Annotated in this window: 22 protein-coding genes and 1 other annotated feature; of the genes, 4 read left to right on the forward strand and 18 right to left on the reverse strand. The window is 30.9% G+C overall.

The features are described from left to right. Positions 1 to 10 precede the first annotated feature (10 nt). Together L1S49_RS19210 and L1S49_RS19215 are read right to left on the reverse strand one after the other, a co-directional pair. Entirely contained in the window at positions 11 to 1,039 is a 1,029-nt protein-coding gene (locus L1S49_RS19210) for a 4Fe-4S double cluster binding domain-containing protein (protein WP_238906994.1), read from the reverse strand. Between the two features lie 103 nt (positions 1,040 to 1,142). Beyond that, positions 1,143 to 1,598, reverse strand: coding sequence for a MarR family winged helix-turn-helix transcriptional regulator (locus L1S49_RS19215; RefSeq protein WP_238906995.1), 456 nt, complete (start codon positions 1,596 to 1,598; stop codon positions 1,143 to 1,145). A gap of 319 nt (positions 1,599 to 1,917) precedes the next feature. Between L1S49_RS19215 and L1S49_RS19220 the strand changes: the two genes are divergently transcribed. The 3 genes from L1S49_RS19220 to L1S49_RS19230 are packed head-to-tail and all read left to right on the forward strand — an operon-like array spanning position 1,918 to position 3,757. Then, the gene (locus tag L1S49_RS19220; RefSeq protein ID WP_238906996.1) at positions 1,918 to 2,736 is read left to right on the forward strand and encodes a DUF5685 family protein; all 819 of its coding nucleotides are present in this window, start codon (positions 1,918 to 1,920) and stop codon (positions 2,734 to 2,736) included. Further along, positions 2,733 to 3,329 carry a DnaJ domain-containing protein gene (locus tag L1S49_RS23305; protein ID WP_275299637.1) on the forward strand — a complete coding sequence of 199 codons (597 nt, stop codon included), beginning with the start codon at positions 2,733 to 2,735 and terminating at the stop codon, positions 3,327 to 3,329. Before L1S49_RS19220 ends, L1S49_RS23305 begins: the two co-directional genes overlap by 4 nt. Before the next feature lie 17 nt (positions 3,330 to 3,346). After that, entirely contained in the window at positions 3,347 to 3,757 is a 411-nt protein-coding gene (locus tag L1S49_RS19230) for a hypothetical protein (RefSeq protein WP_238906997.1), read from the forward strand. A gap of 205 nt (positions 3,758 to 3,962) precedes the next feature. On the opposite strand, the gene L1S49_RS19235 is transcribed toward L1S49_RS19230, so the two are convergent. From L1S49_RS19235 to L1S49_RS19260, 6 genes are all read right to left on the reverse strand, one after another. Beyond that, on the reverse strand, positions 3,963 to 5,030 hold the full coding sequence (locus tag L1S49_RS19235; protein ID WP_238906998.1) for an IS1595 family transposase: 1,068 nt from the start codon (positions 5,028 to 5,030) through the stop codon (positions 3,963 to 3,965). Between the two features lie 310 nt (positions 5,031 to 5,340). Further along, positions 5,341 to 6,540 (reverse strand): FprA family A-type flavoprotein, encoded by a 1,200-nt coding sequence (locus L1S49_RS19240; RefSeq protein WP_238906999.1) that lies wholly within the window; start codon positions 6,538 to 6,540, stop codon positions 5,341 to 5,343. Between the two features lie 253 nt (positions 6,541 to 6,793). Further along, on the reverse strand, positions 6,794 to 7,459 hold the full coding sequence (locus L1S49_RS19245) for a TrkA family potassium uptake protein (RefSeq protein WP_238907000.1): 666 nt from the start codon (positions 7,457 to 7,459) through the stop codon (positions 6,794 to 6,796). Next, positions 7,456 to 8,127 carry a TrkA family potassium uptake protein gene (locus tag L1S49_RS19250; protein ID WP_238907001.1) on the reverse strand — a complete coding sequence of 224 codons (672 nt, stop codon included), beginning with the start codon at positions 8,125 to 8,127 and terminating at the stop codon, positions 7,456 to 7,458. Before L1S49_RS19250 ends, L1S49_RS19245 begins: the two co-directional genes overlap by 4 nt. Then, on the reverse strand, positions 8,124 to 10,964 hold the full coding sequence (locus tag L1S49_RS19255; protein WP_238907002.1) for a cation-transporting P-type ATPase: 2,841 nt from the start codon (positions 10,962 to 10,964) through the stop codon (positions 8,124 to 8,126). The genes L1S49_RS19250 and L1S49_RS19255 overlap by 4 nt, the downstream gene beginning before the upstream one ends. Positions 10,965 to 11,240: 276 nt before the next feature. Next, a complete protein-coding gene (locus L1S49_RS19260; RefSeq protein ID WP_238907003.1) occupies positions 11,241 to 12,620 on the reverse strand; it encodes a TrpB-like pyridoxal phosphate-dependent enzyme in 1,380 nt (459 codons plus the stop codon). Between the two features lie 110 nt (positions 12,621 to 12,730). After that, positions 12,731 to 12,977: a binding site (T-box leader), on the reverse strand. 105 nt (positions 12,978 to 13,082) lie between these two features. On the opposite strand from L1S49_RS19260, the gene L1S49_RS19265 reads away from it, so the two are divergent. Beyond that, the gene (locus L1S49_RS19265) at positions 13,083 to 13,256 is read left to right on the forward strand and encodes a hypothetical protein (RefSeq protein ID WP_175550897.1); all 174 of its coding nucleotides are present in this window, start codon (positions 13,083 to 13,085) and stop codon (positions 13,254 to 13,256) included. Positions 13,257 to 13,328: 72 nt separating this feature from the next. On the opposite strand, the gene L1S49_RS19270 is transcribed toward L1S49_RS19265, so the two are convergent. The 10 genes from L1S49_RS19270 to L1S49_RS19315 all read right to left on the reverse strand — a co-directional run bounded on the left by L1S49_RS19270 (position 13,329) and on the right by L1S49_RS19315 (position 21,440). After that, positions 13,329 to 13,625, reverse strand: a complete 297-nt coding sequence (locus L1S49_RS19270) for a hypothetical protein (RefSeq protein WP_238907004.1) — start codon at positions 13,623 to 13,625, stop codon at positions 13,329 to 13,331. Between the two features lie 149 nt (positions 13,626 to 13,774). Then, positions 13,775 to 14,713, reverse strand: a complete 939-nt coding sequence (locus L1S49_RS19275) for a serine O-acetyltransferase (RefSeq protein ID WP_073019611.1) — start codon at positions 14,711 to 14,713, stop codon at positions 13,775 to 13,777. Between the two features lie 88 nt (positions 14,714 to 14,801). Next, positions 14,802 to 15,692 carry a diguanylate cyclase gene (locus L1S49_RS19280; RefSeq protein ID WP_073019613.1) on the reverse strand — a complete coding sequence of 297 codons (891 nt, stop codon included), beginning with the start codon at positions 15,690 to 15,692 and terminating at the stop codon, positions 14,802 to 14,804. 173 nt (positions 15,693 to 15,865) lie between these two features. Continuing rightward, the gene (locus tag L1S49_RS19285) at positions 15,866 to 16,483 is read right to left on the reverse strand and encodes an MBL fold metallo-hydrolase (RefSeq protein ID WP_238907005.1); all 618 of its coding nucleotides are present in this window, start codon (positions 16,481 to 16,483) and stop codon (positions 15,866 to 15,868) included. Positions 16,484 to 16,507: 24 nt separating this feature from the next. Next, positions 16,508 to 16,891 carry a VOC family protein gene (locus L1S49_RS19290; RefSeq protein ID WP_073019617.1) on the reverse strand — a complete coding sequence of 128 codons (384 nt, stop codon included), beginning with the start codon at positions 16,889 to 16,891 and terminating at the stop codon, positions 16,508 to 16,510. Positions 16,892 to 16,914: 23 nt separating this feature from the next. Beyond that, positions 16,915 to 17,190, reverse strand: coding sequence for a CD3324 family protein (locus tag L1S49_RS19295; RefSeq protein WP_021801512.1), 276 nt, complete (start codon positions 17,188 to 17,190; stop codon positions 16,915 to 16,917). 307 nt (positions 17,191 to 17,497) lie between these two features. After that, positions 17,498 to 18,571 (reverse strand): sulfate/molybdate ABC transporter ATP-binding protein, encoded by a 1,074-nt coding sequence (locus L1S49_RS19300; RefSeq protein ID WP_238907006.1) that lies wholly within the window; start codon positions 18,569 to 18,571, stop codon positions 17,498 to 17,500. After that, complete coding sequence (cysW, locus tag L1S49_RS19305) at positions 18,561 to 19,466, reverse strand: sulfate ABC transporter permease subunit CysW (protein WP_238907007.1); 906 nt, start codon at positions 19,464 to 19,466, stop codon at positions 18,561 to 18,563. The genes L1S49_RS19300 and cysW overlap by 11 nt, the downstream gene beginning before the upstream one ends. Positions 19,467 to 19,475: 9 nt before the next feature. Beyond that, positions 19,476 to 20,327, reverse strand: coding sequence for a sulfate ABC transporter permease subunit CysT (cysT, locus tag L1S49_RS19310; protein ID WP_073019620.1), 852 nt, complete (start codon positions 20,325 to 20,327; stop codon positions 19,476 to 19,478). A 69-nt stretch (positions 20,328 to 20,396) separates the two neighbouring features. Next, complete coding sequence (locus tag L1S49_RS19315) at positions 20,397 to 21,440, reverse strand: sulfate ABC transporter substrate-binding protein (RefSeq protein ID WP_238907008.1); 1,044 nt, start codon at positions 21,438 to 21,440, stop codon at positions 20,397 to 20,399. Positions 21,441 to 21,855: the final 415 nt, after the last annotated feature.

Genomic DNA, 21,855 nt, shown 5'->3' on the forward strand with positions numbered 1-21,855 from the left:
ATGACAATACTTATATGCTTAGTTTTTTGATTGCAAAGTCTGCCATCTCTCTTACCTTTTGATTCGAATCTTCTAATGCTTCATATATACTTGCTTTATATTCTTCTTTATAGTTATTTATCATGGCATTTATTGCATTAACCTTCCATTTCCAAACATCGTCTTTAGGTATATACCAAAACTTCTTCTGCAACACATTTTCTAAAAAATCATAATCCATTTTGATTATTTTCTCTAAAGATATCTTTTTACTTAACTCTTCTAAGTTTGGGAACTCTTCATTTCCTATCCATTTATTTTTATTCATAGGACATGAATCCTGGCAAACATCACATCCATAAACCCAATCACCCATGGCTTCTTTAAATATTTCATTCGGCATATCTCTTCCTGCAAAAGTTGTAAGGCAAGATACACACGCTAAAGGATTCATGGTATATGGTTCAGATAGAGATTTGGAAGGACACGCTTTAATGCATAAATTACATTTTTCAGAGCATGGCTTAATATTAGGAGTTTCCTTATATTCTAGTTCTTCATCTATAACCCAAGCTTCAATAGTAAGCCATGAGCCTTTTTCTGTATAGAAAAAATTGTTTCTACGTATTATTCCAAGTCCAGCTTTAAGTGCCGCCCATCTCATACCTGTAACTCCAAATTTTCTTTCTGTATGAGTCTTAATTCCTAATCCCTGCATATACTTCTCAAACTTTAGTCCATCTTGAAATTCTTTAGATTTTTCATCTACCCTGCTATCAAACATATATGTCTTTCCAATCACACCTTGTAAATGCTCTGGAACGTGATAGTTATCATATCTTTTTATGCAAACAACTATAGATTTTGCCCATGGATAGGTATCCTGTAAATGAGCAAAATTATAATATCTACTATAAAAGCCCTTTGTTATTGGCACTTTCTCTATTCTCTCATTTAATCTATCCTCATAATCATACATTTCATCAACTTTTATAATTCCACACTTTTCATAACCTAATTTCAAAGCCTCATCTCTTATTTTTATTGCTAAATCATCCATCCTCTTAACATTCCTTTCATAAATGTTTTACTTACAAAAGAAATATGTATATACATGTTTTGCTTTATAAAAAATCTTACTTAAAAAATAAGTAAGTTTTAAATTAAGTTTTAGAAACTTTACTAATAAAACCTTGTATCTGCCCCAAGGTTTTTAAAAACTCTTCAAATTTTTCATCACCAATTTCATTTTCAATCATAGATTGAACCTCATTCCATAACGGAACAGCTTCATTTAGTTTTTTTGCTCCCTCTTCACTTATAGAAACACATTTTCTTCTTGAATCATTGCCATCAGGATTCACTCTAACATATCCCTTTTTTCTTAAAATTTCAATATTTCTAGTTACTGTAGTTTGATCCATTAACAAAGCTTCTGCAAGTTCACTTATAGTAGCATTTTCACGATAGGATATATCTACTAATAATGAAAACTGAGCTGCTGGCAGTTCAACAGATTGAAACATTTGATCATAATATTGAGTAGTAACTCTTGTTGTCATGCGTAAATTTCTACAAACACAATTTTTTAATCTTTTAGTTTCATTTGATTTCTCCATAGATAGTTTTATTGACCTCCAAATCCTTGAATAAACCTATCTTAATCCATAATATTTCTTATTGTCAAGGCATTCTAAATTTCTATAAACATGTACATTCCATATTTTTTAATTATTTAACTCCACTTTTATTAGATCTATTTTATATGTATATACATATATTATGAGATTGTAGTTTATTTGTCAATATTTTTTCATTTAAAGTTTTAGAGTAATTTATACCTTATTAAATTGTTTTAAATTTTACATTTTGTCACTAAATAGACATAAAAATATTGTATAATTAAATGTAATTTTAATATATAAGGCAGGTGGGTAAATGTTTGGCTATGTAATTGCCAATGTAGATAAATTAAATGTTTCTGAAAAACAACAGTATAGATCTTGTTATTGTGGTTTGTGTTCTACTCTTAATGATAGACATGGCGCAATGAGCCGATTAACCCTAACTTATGATATGACTTTTCTTGTTCTTTTTCTGACTTCATTATATAATGAAAATACTTCTATTAAAACTGAAAAATGTATTTCTCACCCTTTTAAGGAACATGAATTTTGGAGAAATAAAATCACAGAATATGCATCAGATATGAATATTCTTCTTACATATTATAAATTTCTTGATGATTGGCAGGATGATAAAAAAATTTTCTCTTTATTTGAGGCCAAATTATTTGAGAAGAAGTGTAAGCTTATTGAAAAAAGATATCCGAATAAATCATCTAAAATTTCTCAGTATTTAAAGGAACTTTCTTTTATTGAGAAATCTGGAGAGCTTAACCCTGACATTCCTTCAAATTGTTTTGGAGAACTTATGGGTGAAATTTTTGTTGTAAATGAAGATGAATATTCAGAAAGATTATATGCATTTGGAAAGTCTCTTGGAAAATTTATTTATATTATGGATGCATGTCTTGATTTGAAAGAAGATATAAAAAAGGAACGCTATAATCCATTAGTTACCACTTCCTCTGACAACTTTTCTTCTATACTAAATATACTTATGGCTGATTGTACCGAAAAGTATAAAGCTCTGCCAATTGAAAGAGATAAAAATATTATTGATAATATTCTTTATTCTGGAGTGTGGACAAGATATGTAGCTGCTACTAATAAGAAAGGAAGTGCCCAAATATGATATCGGACCCTTATAAAGTACTGGGGGTTTCTCCAGATGCTAGTGACGAAGAAATTGCAAAGTCCTATAGAAAATTAGCTAAAAAATATCATCCTGATCTAAATCAAGGAAATGAAGAAGCTGCAAGAAAAATGAGCGAAATTAATAGTGCTTATAATCAAATTAAGCAAGGTTATACTTCTCAAGGAAGTTATAATACTGGTTATGGTGGACAAAATACATATGGTAATGATACTTCTTATGTTAATGATTATAATTCTGCAATTCATTATATGAATTCTGGTTATTATAATGAAGCTTTAAATGTTCTAAATAATATACCTAGTAGAAGTGCTAAATGGTATTACTATAGTGCAGTTGCAAACTTAGGTATACATAATCAGATTACTGCACTTGAACACGCTAGAACAGCTGTAAGAATGGACCCAAATAATTTCGAATACCATCTTTTATTAAACAGAATACAAGGTAGTGGTGCTTTTTATCAAAATCAAAGTAGAGGTTTTGGTATACCCGTATTCAGTTTTTGGAAAATATGTTTAGGATATTACTTCTTCAGATTTTTCTGTAGTTTTTTCTTTGGTCAATATTAATAAAGGAGTGATTAAATATGAAAGATTTTAAAAATAAATTAATTCGTTTTATGTATGGTAGATATGGTAGTGACCAATTGTATATTGCATCAATTGCTCTGTCTTTTATTCTAGTAATTGCTTATTTTTTTATCCCTTCACCTATAATTAGAGGTTTATCATGGGTCGTTCTTATCTTAACCTTTTATAGAACCTTTTCTAAAAACATCTATAAAAGACAAAGAGAAAATCAAATGTTTTTGAAATTTTGGAATCCTATTAAGTCAAAGTTTTCTTTAACATTTCGTAGACTAAAGGACATAAAAACTCATCGTTATCGTACTTGTCCTCACTGCGAAAAGGTACTTCGTCTGCCAAGAAAGACAGGAAATCATACTGTAAATTGTCCTGCATGTCGTAAAGATTTTAAAGTTAAAATTATGTTTTAATACTACTGGAGGTTATTGCTATTTTTATGATAGTAGTAACCTTTTATTTATTCAGAGATCCTTTTTTAAATAGCATATTTTGCTTAGACTAAAAAATATCTATCTAGCTATAATAAAATTTTTGTCGACTTTTAATAATAAGTATAATTAACTTTTTCAACTGCATACGACTTTGTTTGAAATAAGTGTTGATGGAGACTTAAGACTAAGATATTTTAAAGACAAGCCTCTCATCTGCTCTTTTGTTTCTTAATATTTCTCCTCTAAAATTCACTTTCTTAAAATCCTCTACTCTCAGCTGTTTTTTACCTGTAACAAATTTTCTAAATAAGCTTAACCCTTGATTATCTTCCACTATAAACATTACAAACCAATTTATATAAAAGCCTAAATACTTACTCGCAACATTATGAAAACTTCTAAGAAATAACTTAAAAGCTTTTCCCCTTTGAGTAGCTATTTTATTATCAATTCCTGGTATATTTGTAGTTATTCCTTTAAATAAATTTATTGCTCCATGCATACTTAACTTTAATCCATGAGCTTTTGTGAAGTAATAATACTTATAATTACTCGGTGTTGCTAGGCAATTACAATCCTCCTTAAGAATTGGTTTTAAAAACTTATCTAAACTTTCTAAATTAATATTTCTTTTAGCTACTGGCTTTATAAATTTATTATCACTAGTATCTTTACAGTTTAATATCATTATTTTTTCTCTTTCAAAAACTTCATTATTTTGAATATATTTATCTTTATCGGATTTAACAATAGAAAATTTCTTATTTAAACTGTGATTTCCCTTAAATGATTCTTTAATTCCTACTTCATCTATTTCTATAGTTCCACTAAGTTTTTTATTCATTATTTTTGTACCTGCTACACTTAATATTTTATGCCTCCAATGAAAACTTGTGGTTAAATTAATCTCTAATATTTCTGCTATTTTTCTAAGAGAGAACCCCTCTTTTATACATAATATATATTTAATCCACTTATCTACATGTTTTTTCGTATAACTTAATGGTGATCCTGTCATATCTGAAAAACTTTTTCCACACTCCTTGCAAATATATCTTTGCCTTCCTTGTTTTGTTTTACCATTTTTATTTATCTTCTCTCCACCACAATAATGACACTCTTTTCTATCACAATGGCAAAGACTCTTTTTTTCCACCATTATATTTTCAGAATCAAATATCTCGCAATTTTTATTTTCTGTTTTAAAAGTATCATTCATTTTATGAATTAGCGTCAACAATTCTTCATTCAAAGGATTCTCCTCCTCTCTTTTTCTAAATTATTGACATCTTATATAAATTAAAATACAGTTTTTATAATAAATATTTTTTGGTTATCGAACTATTTATTCCCTTATCTAAATGATTCTTAGACAACTTAGAGCATGCTTGTCCTTAAAGTTATTCGTTTCTCTTATCAACACTTTATTCCAACAATCTTATATGCATTTAATAAATACATACCCAACTCTACAAGTAAATCTCCCTACATACTCTCTTCAGTATAAAATTATAAGGACCTCCTCATAAATATTATTTATAAGAAAGTCCTTATCTACATTTTTATTTCATTGATTCTATAATATTGTCTGCTAGTGAATCCATAGAATTTATGTCTTCTTTTTTCATTGCAGAAGTTAAAGTCATTTTATTTTCTAATATAGTCATGTCTTTCATTCCTTGTAAAAATTCAGTCATTAATTTTCCAGATTGAATAGCCCATGAACCATTTTCTATGATTCCTACAGTACGTTTTTGAAGGTTTAAAGCCTTCATATCATGCAAGTAATTAAGCATTGGCGGATAAATATTTAAGTTATAAGTTACGCAAGCTAGTACCACATGGCTATATTTAAATGTCTCTGATATCAAATAGGAAACATGAGTTTTTGAAACATCATACATAACAACATTTGTCATGCCTTTTTTTACTAATGTTGTTGCTAACTCATTAGCAGCAGCTTCTGTATTTCCATACATTGTTCCATAAACTATAAGTACACCTTTTTCTTCTGGCTCATACTTACTCCACTTATCATGCTTGTCTATAAAATATTCTAAATTGCTACGCCATACTGGACCGTGAAGTGGGCATATCATTTTTATATCTAAAGAATTTGTTTTCTTAAGAAGATTTTGAACGTTTTGTCCATATTTCCCTACAATATTTGTGTAGTATCTTCTTGCATCTTCAAGCCAATCTCTATCAAAATTAACTTCATCATTAAACATTTTTCCATCTAAAGCCCCAAATGTTCCAAAGGCATCAGCTGAAAATAATACTCCATTGCTTGTATCATATGTAACCATAACTTCTGGCCAATGCACCATCGGTGCAGTTATGAACATTAAAGTATGTTTTCCAAAAGACATTGTGTCTTTATCTTTAACTTCTATCACCTTACCATCTACATGGAATCCAAATTGACGCATAAATGTAACAGCTTTTCCTGTACATATAATCTTAACTTCAGGATGACGAAGAAGTATTTCTTCAATGGAAGCTGCATGATCTGGTTCCACATGATTTATTACTAAGTAATCTAAAGTTCTATCTCCTAAAACACCTTCAATGTTATCAAGGAATTGTCTGCAAATCGACCAATCAACAGTATCAAAAAGTACAGTCTTTTCATCTAAAAGTAAGTAAGAATTGTAGGAAACCCCTCTTGGAATTGGATGAATATTTTCAAATAAAGCAAGTCTACGATCATTTCCTCCAACCCAATAAATATCTTCAGTTATTTCTCTAACACAATACACTAATTGTTCCTCCTTTTTTTCAGTTAACAAACATTCTCACATCTTATTATAATATAAATAAACTTGTATGAGGATATTTTTTATTCTTTATAGTAGTATTTATCTAATTTTTATATTTTTCAAACTCCCAATATTATAATGTTTATTTGCAATAATTTCAACAATAACATTAAGCATTTATAGTATTAAGGAATTGCTATAATCAATTAATGAAATAGCAACTCCTCTAAATTATTATATATAGTTTTATCATTTACCTAGGTGAAAAAATTTTATTTACCTCTGCTTGAGTTTCTGAATTAGCTAAAGCTAGTATGGAGTCTCCTGCATTTATAACAGTATCTCCACCTGGAAGTATAACTTCCTCTCCTCTATAGATTGTAATAAGTTTTGAGTTAGAAGGTATATTTAGTGCCTTTACTTCCTTTTGAACAGCTTTAGAAGCTTCATCAACTTTTATTTGAACTATAGAGTATCCACCTAAAGATAGTTTCATAAGTGTAAACATATTTTTTAAATCCATTTCCTCTATAACAATATGAGCCATTAAATCGGCCTGATTAACAGCAACATCTACCCCCATGCCTATATTATATAACCAAGAATTTTTAGGATTATTTACACGAGCAACAACCCGTGAAACCCCAAACTCAAACTTAGCTATAGTTGAAGCTACTAAATTCACCTCATCAGCTCCAGTTACTGAAACCACAACATCCGCTGAGTTTATACCTGCAGCTTCCAATATATTAGGATCTGTACCATTTCCTAATATTACTGTCTCTGAAGGAAGTTCCTTTTTTAGCTTATCTACTATGTGTTCTCTATTATCTATTACTTTTACAGAGTAGTCATTATTTAAAAGTAAACTTGCAATATGCTCACCTACTTGACCTCCACCTATAATAACAACTTTCATATATTTTTCCTCCATTTTTGATCTAGACCAAGCAATGTTTTTAACCTGCTTGCAGAACTTGCTACAACCGATATAAATATTACATCATGTTTCTCAAATACTGTTCCCCAAGTTGGCAAAAAAGTTTTATTTGCACGACTTATAGCAACAACTTGGAACTCTCCTATTGAAGTTACCTCGCTAACAGTTCTACCAACCAAAAGTGCTGGAGTCTCAATTCTTACTAATTCAACACTTGAATTACCTATTGTTAATACGCTATCTAATTGATTGTAACTTAATAAATCAGTTGCTCTTTGTATTCCCCATGCTGCAGATGATATAGTTTGAATACCAAGAGTACGATATATTTCTGCCTTTCTAGGATCATGCAACCTTGCTATAACACGAGGTACTTTATAAATATTTTTAGATATTCTTCCTATAAGTGCATTAGCTTCATCACTATTGCTACAGGCAATGACTGCATCTACAAATGAAATACCTGCTTCAGTTAATACATCTTTGTCAAATCCTATTCCCACAATCATTTTTCCTTTAAAGTTTTCACCAAGTAGTTTAAATGAATCTGGGTTATTGTCAATGATTGTTACACTATGACCCTTTTTTATTAGGTTTTGAGCTAATCCTGAGCCCATAACCCCACAACCTATTATAATTTCTTTCATATTACTAACCTCTTATCATTAACTTTTTTAACTCTACTAAGTTTTCTTGAAATTGCCTTTCTACCTTCTTCTAGTAGTAATATAGGGAAAGGTAATACAATCAAATATATCCACTCTTTGAAGCCTATCGCTACTGTATTAAATATATTCTGCAAGAATGGTATATAAATTATTGCTGAAATCAATAAGACTTCAAAAATAATACCAGTTACTATTTTTTTATTAGCAAATATTCCGATCTTAAATACCGACTCATTTTCCGTTCTACAATTCAATACTGCACCAATTTGGCAAAATACTATAGATGCTAAAGTCATGGTAGTAGCTTGTTTATAAACTACACCAGAACTAGCTAATGGAACATTTGGCCATCCATTTAGTATATTTACAAAGAAATATGCACCCATAGCTACAACTGATTCTAATAATCCATACCATAAAAATGCTTTAATGACTGTTTTCTTATTCATTAATATCTCTGTTCTTGAACGTGGAGGTTTTTCCATTACGCCTTTCTCAGGTAGTTCTGCACCTAGTCCAAGAGCAGGCAACATATCTGTTCCTAAATCAATAGCTAGTATCTGCATTACAGTAAGAGGAAGCGGAATGTTTCCCTTAGATAGCAAAAATGCTGCTGATGGTACTGCCTCAGGTGTATTGCTGTTAAGAATATAGAGTAGAAACTTTCTTATATTACTATAAACTGCTCTACCTTCTTCTATAGCTTTTACAATAGATGCAAAATTATCATCGGTTAATATCATATCTGCCGCTTCTTTTGCAACATCTGTACCAGATATCCCCATAGCTACACCAATATCAGCTTTTTTTAGAGCTGGCGAGTCATTAACTCCATCTCCTGTCACAGCTACTATATGACCTAGTTCTTGTAAATTACATACTATTCTATATTTTTGTTCTGGTGCTACCCTAGCAAAAATAACTTCATCCTTTAAAACTTTTTTAAGATCATCGTCACTCATCTTTTCAAGATCAACTCCAGATACAATCCTAGGATGGTTACTCTCTACAATACCAATCCTTTTTGCTATGCTCTCTGCTGTTAATCCATAGTCCCCTGTTATCATAATAATTCTTATTTTAGCTCTATGACATAACTCTACAGCATCTTTAACCTCTGGTCTTGGAGGATCTGCCATAACAACTAGTCCAACAAACGTCATGTCTTGTTCAATAAGTTCTGGTGTATAAGAACTTAAAGATTTTGGGAGATTACATTCTTTAGTTAAATGTCTATATGCAACTGCTAAAACTCTCAATCCATTTCGTGCATATTTATCATTTGCTTCCATAATTTCATTACGTTGCGAATCGCTTAGCTCTTGTTTGTCACCATTTTTATTTATACTTGTACAAAGTTCCAACACTTCTTTTGGAGCTCCTTTGATATATGCTATTCTTTCATATCCTCCTATCGGAGTACTAAAATTATGAATAGTACTCATTCTTTTTCTTCTTGAATCAAAAGGTAACTCTCTGATTCTTGGCATAAAATTAATCTGGTTAATTGTATCTATTCCAGCCTTTTGTGCAACTACTCCCAAACATGCTTCTGTTGGATCTCCTAGCACAGTATATCTATCTGATTCATCATTTGGAGGTACTATACGCGCATTACTGCATAGTGAAGCTGCAGTTAAAAGTATTTTTAAATCTTCGTCATTCTCAGCATAAAGTTCTTTATTTTCATAAAGAATCTTACCTAACGGAGCATAACCTAATCCTGTAACCTTCAATTCTTTTCCTGGGAGCCATAAATTATTAACTGTCATTTCATTTTGAGTCAAAGTTCCAGTTTTATCAGAACAAATAACAGTAGTGCATCCTAAAGTTTCAACTGCCGACAATCTCTTTACTAAAGCATTTTCTTTTGCCATCCTCTGCACCGCCATTGCTAAAGACAAAGTAACCGTAGGAAGTAATCCTTCTGGAATAAATGCTACCACCATTCCTAACGAGAATATAAATGCTTCTGCTATAGGTTCTTTTACAAAAAATATAGCCGTTATAAAAAATACTACCCCCATGCTTAACGCAATCATTGAGATTTGTTTAGTCAATAAATTCAACTCTTTTTGCAGTGGACTCAGTTCTTCTTTCATAGTTTGAGTTAGATTAGCAATTTTCCCAAATTCAGTTTCCATACCAATTGAAACAACTACAGCTTTTGCTGTTCCACTTGCTACACTAGAACCTGTAAAAATAAGATTTGGTGTTTCTGACTTCGATAGTCCATCTCTCATTATTGGATCATGTGTTTTTCTTACTGGATTAGATTCTCCTGTTAGAGTTGATTGGTTTACTTGAAGATCACTACTTTCAATTACACGAGCATCGGCTGATATTTTATCCCCTTCTTCTACTAACATAATATCTCCAGGAACTAAATCCTCTGCTAATATCTGCTGCTCTTTATTATCCCTAATAACCCTAGCGTAAGAAGGAAGCATCTTTTTTAAAGCTTCAGTAGCTTTGCCTGCTCTATGCTCCTGCCAAAAGCTAAAAACTCCATTTATAATATTAACCAAAAATATAGCAACCCCAAGTTCAACCATATCTGCAATTATGGCAATAATACCTCCAGCCCATAATAGAAGAGCCATTAAACTAACAAAATTGGACATTAAAACTAGTATGGCAGGTTTACCCTTCTTTTCAGTAATAGCATTTTTTCCATACTTCTCTCGATTTGCTTGTACTTCTTGTATTGTTAACCCTTCTTCTCTAGTGTTAAGTTTTTTGTAAACATCTTTTGTCGTCAATTTAAATATCTTTTCATCCATGTTCTCTTTGGCAATCTGTACTTTCTCTTCCATTTCAATTTTACCCCATCAATAATTATAGTATTAAAATAATATTATGATATTACTCCTCAAAGGCTTAATTTACAATTATTGGCTGTGGTATCTTTTAGGAATATCCATTAGATATTTGAAGATTTAACCATATAGTTTCATTCTATTTATCTATAGTATGTTAGATATGCTTATAATACGGTATATTTATATCTTGCAAAAATAGAAATATTGTAGGGATATAAATAATAAAAATAAGCCACAGATTTCTAAAAATCCATAGCTTATTTTTATTATTTATTCTTGTATTCCAGGAACTTTAGGTAGTTCAGAAAATCCTTTTTCTAAATCTTCATCTGTTGGAATATAATCTGTCATTGTTCCCTTCAAATAGGATTCATATGCCATCATATCAAAATAACCCGTTCCTGTTAATCCAAATAAAATTGTCTTTTCTTCTCCAGATTCCTTACATTTAAGAGCCTCTTCAATAGCTCCATATATAGCATGTGCTGATTCTGGTGCTGGAAGTATGGTTTCATGTTTTGCAAATAAAGTTGCTGCTTCAAAAACCTTTGTTTGTTCCACTGATATAGCTTCCATATATCCATCATGATAAAGCTTCGATACTATAGGAGACATACCATGATATCTAAGCCCTCCAGCGTGGTTTGCTGATGGTACAAAACTTGAACCAAGGGTGTACATCCTTGCTAATGGAGTAATCTTTCCAACATCACAGAAGTCATAAGCATAACGCCCTCTTGTTAATGATGGACATGAAGCTGGCTCTACAGCTATTACCCTTGGATTAGCTTTCCCTGTTAGTTTATCTTGCATAAAAGGAGCAATTAACCCGCCAAGATTTGATCCTCCTCCTGCACATCCTATTACTATATCAGGATATTCATCAATACTTTCCATGGCAATCTTAGATTCTAATCCTATAATTGATTGATGTAGAAGTACCTGATTTAGTACCGAACCAAGTACATATTTACACCCTTCTGTAGTAACTGCTTTTTCTACTGCTTCTGAAATAGCGCATCCAAGACTTCCAGTAGTATCTGGATCTTTCTCTAAGATAGCTCTACCAGCATTAGTTGTGGTGCTTGGACTTGGGATTATGTTTCCATCAAAAGTTTCTATGATTGCTTTACGAAATGGTTTTTGTTCATATGAGCATTTAACCATATAAACTGTAAGTGGAATATTATAATAACTACATGCTTCAGCTAGTGCAGTTCCCCATTGACCAGCTCCAGTTTCAGTAGTTAAACTCTTCAGTCCCTGCTCTTTAGCATAATAAGCTTGCGCAACAGCTGAATTTAATTTGTGACTTCCAGATGTGTTGTTTCCCTCAAATTTATAATAGATTTTTGCAGGAGTTCCCAAAGCTTTTTCAAGGTTATAAGCTCTTATTAAAGGAGATGGTCTAAACATCTTATAAAATTCCTGTATCTCTTCTGGAATATCTATATACCTAGTTGAGTCATCCATTTCTTGTTTAGCTAGCTCTTCACAAAATACTGGATATAGTTCCTCTGCTGTAGCAGGTTTGAAGGTTTGTGGATTCAGCATTGGATCTGGAATTTCCTTCATATCTGCTCTTAAGTTATACCATTGTTTCGGCATTTGATCTTCAGTTAAATAAATTCTATGTGGTATTTTTTTCATTTTAATAGCCCCCTTTGATTTATATTAATATTTTATTTTATAAAATATTTAAAACTTATGCCCCTATATAAATGTATTTTAGAAAAATAAAAAAGACCTTCATCCTAAATAACTAGGACAAAAGTCTATAACTTCTGCGGTACCACCTAAATTGGTCAAAATAACCCACTCACTAATGTACATTCATACATCTTCCTTTATAACGAGTGGAAATCTCGTCGGGTATTACTAAGCAATTCTGCTTTTCCTCCCGCCCTTATAAGTCCATTCAACTTAGCTTGTACTGTTGTAATCTCACCGTCTACAACTCTCTTTAAGTCTTGTACTAGGTCTACTTCTCTTAATCATAGGTTTTATTTATAATTTGATTATAATAACTTTGATATTTTCTGTCAAACATTTTTGATGCTTTAAAGTTTAAAATCTCACCTTTACGGGAAGTCTAGTTATGGAGGTGTTAATATGAGAAATAAAGAAAAAGAACTAAATAGAGAACTTGGTATACATGAACAACATGATCAAGTATCTAATATGATAGATGCCATGTTAGCTTTAGGACCTGTAAATTTAGGTTTAAATAACCCTAAAATAGAACGCTATGCTGAACAAAGAATAAAAGAAGATATAACAAAGTAGACTGCAAATTTACTCTATAAATTAAAGAATGCTTGGAATATAAAATATTCCAAGCATTCTTATTTTTGGGCTTTATTCTGCTCTTTCAAAATCATATAATTCATCTTCTAATCTTTCTAGTTCTATTTCAATAATCCCATTATCTCTGCAAGTAAAATAATCCTTTGTCCCAACCGCTTGTCTTCTAAGTGCATTACATTTTGGATGAAGATCAGCTAATGTTGCATAGCAGTATTTTTTCAGTGGATTTACTCCCATATCTAAACAATGCTTCTTTATGAGAATTTCATCCCCTTCACTAAAAATTGGACAATATGCGTTCTTTTTAACAACTGTCATTTTTATAACTGTTTGGTGTTTAATATCCATACTCTACCTCACTTTTCTCAATCACTAATTTATCATTTATAAGATACCACATGAATATTCATTTTTATATGCCTTTTGTCCTAAAAATATCATTTAAAGCAAAATTTTATAAGGTTGCTATTAGTTTCTACTAATAACAGCCCTAGAATTTATATAACCCAATCAAAAATAAATTCTTGTTTTAATTCTTCTGGTTTACTATTTTTAAAACTAAGTTCAGGATTTTTAACACTTACTCTAGTGTCAGCTGGAACTGACTGAGTAATAAATGCATTACCTCCTATAACTGAGTTTTTACCTATTACAGTATCTCCACCTAATATAGATGCACCAGAATAAATAGTTACATTATCTTCAATTGTAGGATGTCTTCTTACGCCTTTAAGCCCTTGCCCTCCTCTTGTTGATAATGCCCCTAAGGTTACTCCTTGATAAATCTTTACATATTCACCTATAACACAAGTTTGTCCTATAACAACTCCTGTACCATGGTCTATAAAAAAGTATTTTCCAATCTCCGCTCCAGCATTTATATCAATCCCAGTTAAACTATGAGCATATTCAGTCATAATTCTTGGGATATATGGTACATTTAAAATATCTAATTCATGCGCTATTCTATAAATGCTTACCGCAAATACTCCTGGATATGAGAAAATTACTTGCTCTACATCACCAGCAGCTGGATCTCCGTCGTAGGCTGCTTGTACATCTGTCGAAACATATTCTTGTATTTTAGGTAATGTTTTCAAGAAAGTTCTGCATGTCTTGCAGGTTTTTTCTTCTATTATTTGAATATCACTTATTTGATGTTTATATTTAAGTGCTAATTTTATTTGTCTATGAAGTTTTTCTTGTATACTCATTAAAAGATCGCCTATATAATATTCCATTACACTATTTGATAACTTTTTGGTTTGAAAATACCCTGGAAAAATAAGTTGTCTTAACTCTTGCAATATTTCTATAACTTCATACTTGTCTGGCAAATTAGAAGATTCATATACTGAAAAAACAGAGTTTTGTTTGTAATTATTTGCTATTTCTGAAACTAGTTGAACTATATTTTCTTCACATTCCCTATTCATTATCTTCATCCCTTTTCTATATACTTAATTAGCTGTTTTTTATATTATACGTGATGTTTTTAATCTAAACAAGTAATTGCAATATAATTTATTCAACATAGCCAACTTGGTTTCTACCACCAGTTTTCACCTTATAAAGCTGTTCATCTGCTTTTTGTATTATTTCATTTCCAGTAATACTACTATTATAATCGTTAGAGAAAATTCCCATACTTACTGTAATTTTTATTACTCTATTATCAAAAAAGAAATTATAATCTTCTATTTTTTTTCTTATTCTCTCACATAGATGAAAAGCATCATGTTTATTAGTTCCAACTAAAACTATACCAAATTCTTCTCCACCATATCTTCCTACAATATCTCCTTTACGTAGAGAACTCATCAAGATATTTGAAAGCTCCTTCAATATCATATCCCCAGACATATGTCCATATGTATCATTTATCCTTTTAAAATAATCTATATCTAACATTATGAAGGATATATGACCCTTATTTCTCTTCTGTTTAGATAATTCTTTTTCAAGTAATTCTATGAGTACAGCATGGTTATATAGACCTGTTAAACTATCCTTCATAGCCAGTTCTTTAAGTTTGTCTTGAACATCTTTAAGCCTTAGTGCAGATTGAATTCTAGCTATTACTTCAACCTCATCAATAGGCTTTTTAATATAGTCGAAGGCTCCCATCTCTAATGCCTTTTTCAAGTCATTTCCCTGAGTTCTTGCTGTCACCATAATCACCGGGATATCTTTTACATCATGATTACTCTTTAATATACTGCAAACTTCAAATCCATCCATTCCTGGCATCATTATATCAAGCAAAATAACATCTGGCCTTATGCTTCTAGCCATATCCAATACCGGGAATCCATTATCCACAGAAAACACTTTATAATTTTCAGCTTCTAATATATCTGTTAAAATTCTTACATTAAGCAGAGTATCATCTACGATAAGTATTTTTTCATTCATAGTAATCAATCTCCCCAAAATTTTTTCTATAAAATAACCTATTAAATTTCATATCTCATTTTACCATTATTTTTCTATAAAATTAAGATGTTTTATTTAATTATTCTATTTAATAAATATTAATCATTAAAATAAAGATGCCTACTATAATAAAATAATAGACATCCTTACCTCTACTTCCATTCCAAATAAAATTTGTTACTATTTTTTTCTTCTCCAATAGTGCTACTTTCTCCATGTCCTGGATGAACTCTCACATCCTCTATTTGAGTTTCTATCAAATTTATAACAGATTTCTTCATGGACTCTAAATCTCCTGTTGGAAATACCCATTTTCCCACTACGCCCTTAAAGAGAGTATCTCCTGTAAATAAATCATCTTCAAACTTATAGCAAACTCCACCAATAGTGTGTCCTGGTGTATAAATAACCGTTATTTCTTTGTCACCAATAGAAAACTTATTAGATTCATCGATTTTAATAAGATTAATATCTTCTAAAAAATACTCCATCTCTCTTCCATAACGATTAAATACGTTATTATAGTTTTGCACTAAATTATCATATTCATTTTCATGTACATACACTGGTACATCAAAACAATCAATTGCACTTATATGGTCTATATGTCCATGCGTTAGTAGTATTCCTAATACATTTAAATTGTGTTCTTGTATATATTCTCTTATTTTATCTTTTTCATATCCTGGATCAACTATATAACATTTGTTATCATGCTCAATTATATAACAATTTATATCCATATCTCCAAATAAGGTCAACTTCTTCATCTATTACACCTCATTTAATAGTCGCTATTTTTGTCTTATAACTTCTATCTTATATCCATCTGGATCAGTTACAAAATAGTAGTTAGGAGGATTTCCTGGAAGCCCTTTTAATGGAGTCACCTCATACCCTAAAGCTATATGTCTTTCTCTTTCACCTTCTATGTCTTTCATTCCAAGTGCAATATGACTAAATCCATTACCTATTACATATGGTTTTTCTGGATTGTAATTATAAGTTAACTCTATTTCATAATCTTCTTCACCATTTCCTAAATATACTATTGTAAATTTGTGATCTGGATGATCCTTTCTTTTAGTCTCAACTAGACCAAAAGCATTTTTATAAAAATCTAATGACTTTTCTAAGTCCATTACTCTTATACATGTATGAAGCATTTTTACTGCCATATATATCACTCCTTATACTTAAGTTATATATTACTTTTTTCTTCTCTTATTATTCTTCTTATAGTCTGCTCAGATAGATAATACTTTTCTGTTAAAGATCTTACGGACATGCCTCTATTATAGAAACTAAATATTTCTTTATTTCTGTCTCTTAAATCTCTTTTAACTCCACTATTTTCTCCCCAAGCTTTTTTATTTTCAACTTTTCTAGGTATATATAAATAACTACCATCAATATATTGTTGAATGATTTCAACTAATTCTTCAGGTAATATATTTTGTGCTTTTTCATATTTCATAACCTTCTGCTCCTATCTACATTTTTAGTTGTAAATAATAGAGCAAAGTTCACACAAAAATATTACAGCCTGTAAATTCTAGAAAGGCCCTGAACATAGAGTATGTTCTTTATATCTCTGTAGGACTTTGCTCAGAGCCTTGGCTAGAAACATTTAGTTTTTTAACAACCTTCATATTTCTATCACCCCTTATATCTTTATATTTTCTCTTTAATTTTAACTGCTTTTTAATTACAATTCAACTATTCTCATAGGTTTTCTATAAAATCAAAAAAGTATCACTTTTCAGCAATACTCTTTTGATACATTATATAACATAATCCTCTTGAATAAATACTTTGATTTCTTTAGGTCTTATATATACCTCTTCGCCAATCTGTATCTTCAGTTGTGTATATACTTCCTTACTTAATTCAGCCTCTAAGTATTCCTCACTTTCTTCACTCTTTAACTCTACATTTACTATAGGTCCAACGGCTCTTACAAACAATACTTTTGCCTTAATAAACCCTTCTCGCCCACCATCTTTTATTATTTCGATATTGTGAGGTCTAGCGTAACTTAATGCCTTTCCATCTTTTTTATCCTCATATTCTGGAGTTTCCAATTCTATATCTCCTATTTTAACCTTACCATTGTTTACCCTGCCATGAAACAGATTAACGTTTCCTAAGAAGTTGTACACAAATGGATTAACTGGATTGTCGTATACTTCTTCTGGAGTTCCTATCTGTTCAATTTTCCCTTCATTTAAAACAACAATCCTATCAGCTACATCTAAAGCTTCTTCTTGATCATGAGTCACAAACACACTAGTTATATGATATTCATCATGAAGTCTTCTAAGCCATCGTCTTAAATCTTTTCTAACTTTAGCATCTAGCGCTCCAAACGGTTCATCTAATAATAATACCTTAGGCTCAACAGCTAATGCTCTTGCTAAGGCAATTCTCTGCCTTTGCCCCCCAGATAATTGACTTGGGTATCTATTTGCCATACCTTCCATCTTAACCAAAGATAGTAACTCAAGTACTTTGTCATTAATTTCTTTTTTACTTAATCTTTCTTTTCTTGGCTTAATTCTAAGGCCAAACGCTATATTTTCAAATACCGTCATATTTCTAAATAACGCATAATGTTGAAATACAAAACCTATATTCCTATCTTGGGTGTCTTTATTTGTATTATCTTCTCCATCAAAATATATTTGTCCAATATCTGCCGTTTCTAAACCAGCTATAATCCTTAAAAGTGTAGTTTTTCCTGAGCCTGATGGTCCAAGAAGTGCTATAAGTTCTCCTGTATTAATCTTTAAATCTATATTATTAAGTGCCTTATAAGAACCAAATTCTTTTGATATACCTTTTACATCAATGCTCACTTTTTACAACCCCTTCTCCATTAATGTTTAACTGACTAACCTTCCACTCTGATATATTCTTTATTATTAAATTAATCAAAGCAATTATTGTAAGTAGAGATGCTACAGCAAAGGATGCTGAATATTGATATTCATTATATAAAATCTCTACATGCAGAGGGAGTGTGTTTGTAAGACCACGTATATGTCCTGAAACAACAGAAACTGCTCCAAATTCTCCTGCTGCTCGTGCTGTTGTTAAAATTACTCCATAAAATAATGCCCATTTTATATTGGGTAATGTCACTTTAAAAAATGTTTGCCATCCATTTGCTCCTAAAGTTAAAGCAGCTTCTTCTTCTGCCGTTCCTAAAGATTGCATAAGAGGTATTAACTCCCTAGCAACAAATGGCATAGTTACAAATGTAGTTGCTATAATTATTCCTGGTGGTGCAAATATAATCTTTACATTATTGGCATTTAGAAAATCTGCAAAAAGACCATGGTTAGTACTAAAAAGTAATACAAATATTAATCCAGCTATAACTGGAGAAATAGCAAAAGGAATATCTAAAAGAGTAAGCAAAATACTTTTTCCCTTAAATTCAAATTTACCTAATGCCCAAGATGCTGCTAAGCCAAATATTGTGTTTATTGGTACAGCAACTAACACAGTTAATAAAGTTAGTTTTAACGCATCTAATGCCACTGGATCTGTTATAGCTTTGATATATAAATCGAAACCTTTCTCGAAGGCTTTTGCAAATACAGCAATTAAAGGTATTATGAGTAGTAGCGTTAAATATATAAGTGCTATTGAAATAAGAATTATTTTTGTTAATTTACTTTCATCTGTAGATGAGTTGTTTTTTTGCTTAGATTTATTATTAATTCTTAATGATACATTACCTGCCATGTTAACCTCCTATACTCTTGAATATCTCTTTGAATTCCACCATTGAAATATATTAATTAATAGTAGAATAAAAAAAGAAGTTATCAGAAGAACTGCCGCAATTGCACTTCCTCCAGCATAATCATATTGCTCTAGCTTAGTCCTTATAAGTAGAGGAGCTATTTCAGTTCTCATAGGCATATTCCCTGATATAAATACTACTGATCCATACTCTCCTAAGGCTCTTGAGAATGCTAGAGAAAATCCTGTAATTAAAGCTGGTGTTATCTCTGGAAGTATTATCTTTATAAATGTTATTAATCTATTTGCACCTAAACTAGCAGCAGCTTCTTCAACTTCTCTTTCCAGATTTATTAATACAGGTTGTACAGTACGAACAACAAAAGGTAACCCTATGAAGGTTAATGCAACTATTATTCCTAAAGGTGTAAATGAAACTTTTATTCCTAATGGAGTTAAGAATTTTCCTATCCATCCATTTTCAGCATATAAAGTAGTTAATGCAATACCTGCAACTGCAGTTGGAAGTGCAAATGGAAGATCTACAATCCCATCTATAAGCTTTCTACCTGGAAAATCATATCTTACAAGAACCCATGCTATTATAACACCAAAAATTGTATTTATAATTCCAGCTGCTAAAGATGTTCCAAAAGAAAGTTTATATGCAGCCAATACTCTTTCGGAAGTGGCAGATTCTATGAAACCTTTTAATCCTAAAGATGAAGAATCAAAAAAAATCATTGAGACTGGAATTAAAACCAACAAACTTATATACAAAACTGTAAATCCTAATGTTAAATTAAATCCTGGTAAAATACTTTGTTGCTTCAATTTTATTGATTTTGCTTTTAGACTCATAAAAAGCACCTCTTTGCTATTATTAATTCAAGAAGTAGTGATTTTCACTACTTCTTATTTATCTAACCTCTATTTTTTAGTATATATTTGATCAAAAGTTCCACCATCATCAAAATGCTCTTTTTGTGCCTTATTCCATCCACCAAAAACATCGTCTATAGTAAATAAATTTATAGTTGGAAACTTCTGAGCATATTTTTTTGCTACAGCTTCATTTCTAGGTCGATAGAAGTTTTTTGCTGCAATTTCTTGTCCTTCATCAGAATATAGATATTCTAAATAAGCTTCAGCGACTTCTCTAGTTCCTTTTTTATCAACATTTTTATCAACTACAGCAACTGGTGGTTCAGCTAATATACTTACTGAAGGAACTACTATATCGAATTTTCCTTCACCAAGTTCTTCAACAGATAAAAAAGCTTCATTCTCCCAGGCTACTAATACATCACCTATTCCACGTTCAACAAATGTAGTTGTTGCTCCTCTAGCCCCTGAGTCTAAAACAGGAACATTTGCAAATAACTGTTTTACAAAATCTTTAGCTTTCTCTTGACTTCCGCCATTTTTCTCTAAAGCATATCCCCAAGCTGCAAGGTAATTCCAACGAGCTCCACCTGAAGTTTTAGGGTTTGGAGTTATTACTTCTACACCAGGTTTAATTAAATCATCCCAATCCTTAATGTTTTTAGGATTTCCTTTTCTAACTAAAAAAACTATTGTTGATGTATATGGAGTAGAATTATTTGGCAATTTTGTTTGCCACTTTGGATCTATTTGTTCTCCTTTTCCATTAATAGAGTCAATATCTGCTGCAAGTGCTAAAGTTACTACATCAGCATCTAATCCGTCTAATACAGATTTAGCCTGAGCTCCAGATCCTCCATGTGATTGCTTTATAGTTACTTCTTGCCCTTTCTTTTCTTTCCAATACTTCGCAAAAGCTTCATTAAATTGTGTATACAATTCTCTTGTTGGATCATAGGACACATTTAATAATTCTACGCTTCCATTTGAACTCTCTCCAGCTGAATTATTTTTACTACTGCAACCTGATAAAACCCCCAAAGTCAAAATTCCAGCTAAAAATACAACACCTATTTTTTTTCTTAACATCATTAATCGCCCCTTTTTATTATTTTATATTTTCCCTATTGATTTTCTATGAATTGCTATAAATAAAAAAGCAACGTATCTATTTCACCCTTTTTCTATAATCCCTATATAATTAATAGAGTATTAGGTAAAATAAATAGTACACTTTACTTGTACCTAGATTGTAATATTTATTTGATTTTTACTATCAACAGCAATACATAGAATAACTAATTAAATATACTTTTTTAGCCATAATATTACTCCTCATATTATTAATTCATATTATTCCTACTTTTAATATATGAATAATATTATTCATCAAAATGGTCAACTTGTCAAGTAATTCCTAAAACTTTTAAAAAGTCAAGTACCACCGGCTCAGCCGGAGGCTTGATTAAGCCCTATAAGGGCATGATACTGGCGGCGCTACTCG

The organism is Clostridium sp. YIM B02506 (assembly GCF_022324845.1).
Lineage (GTDB): Bacteria > Bacillota > Clostridia > Clostridiales > Clostridiaceae > Clostridium_T > Clostridium_T intestinale.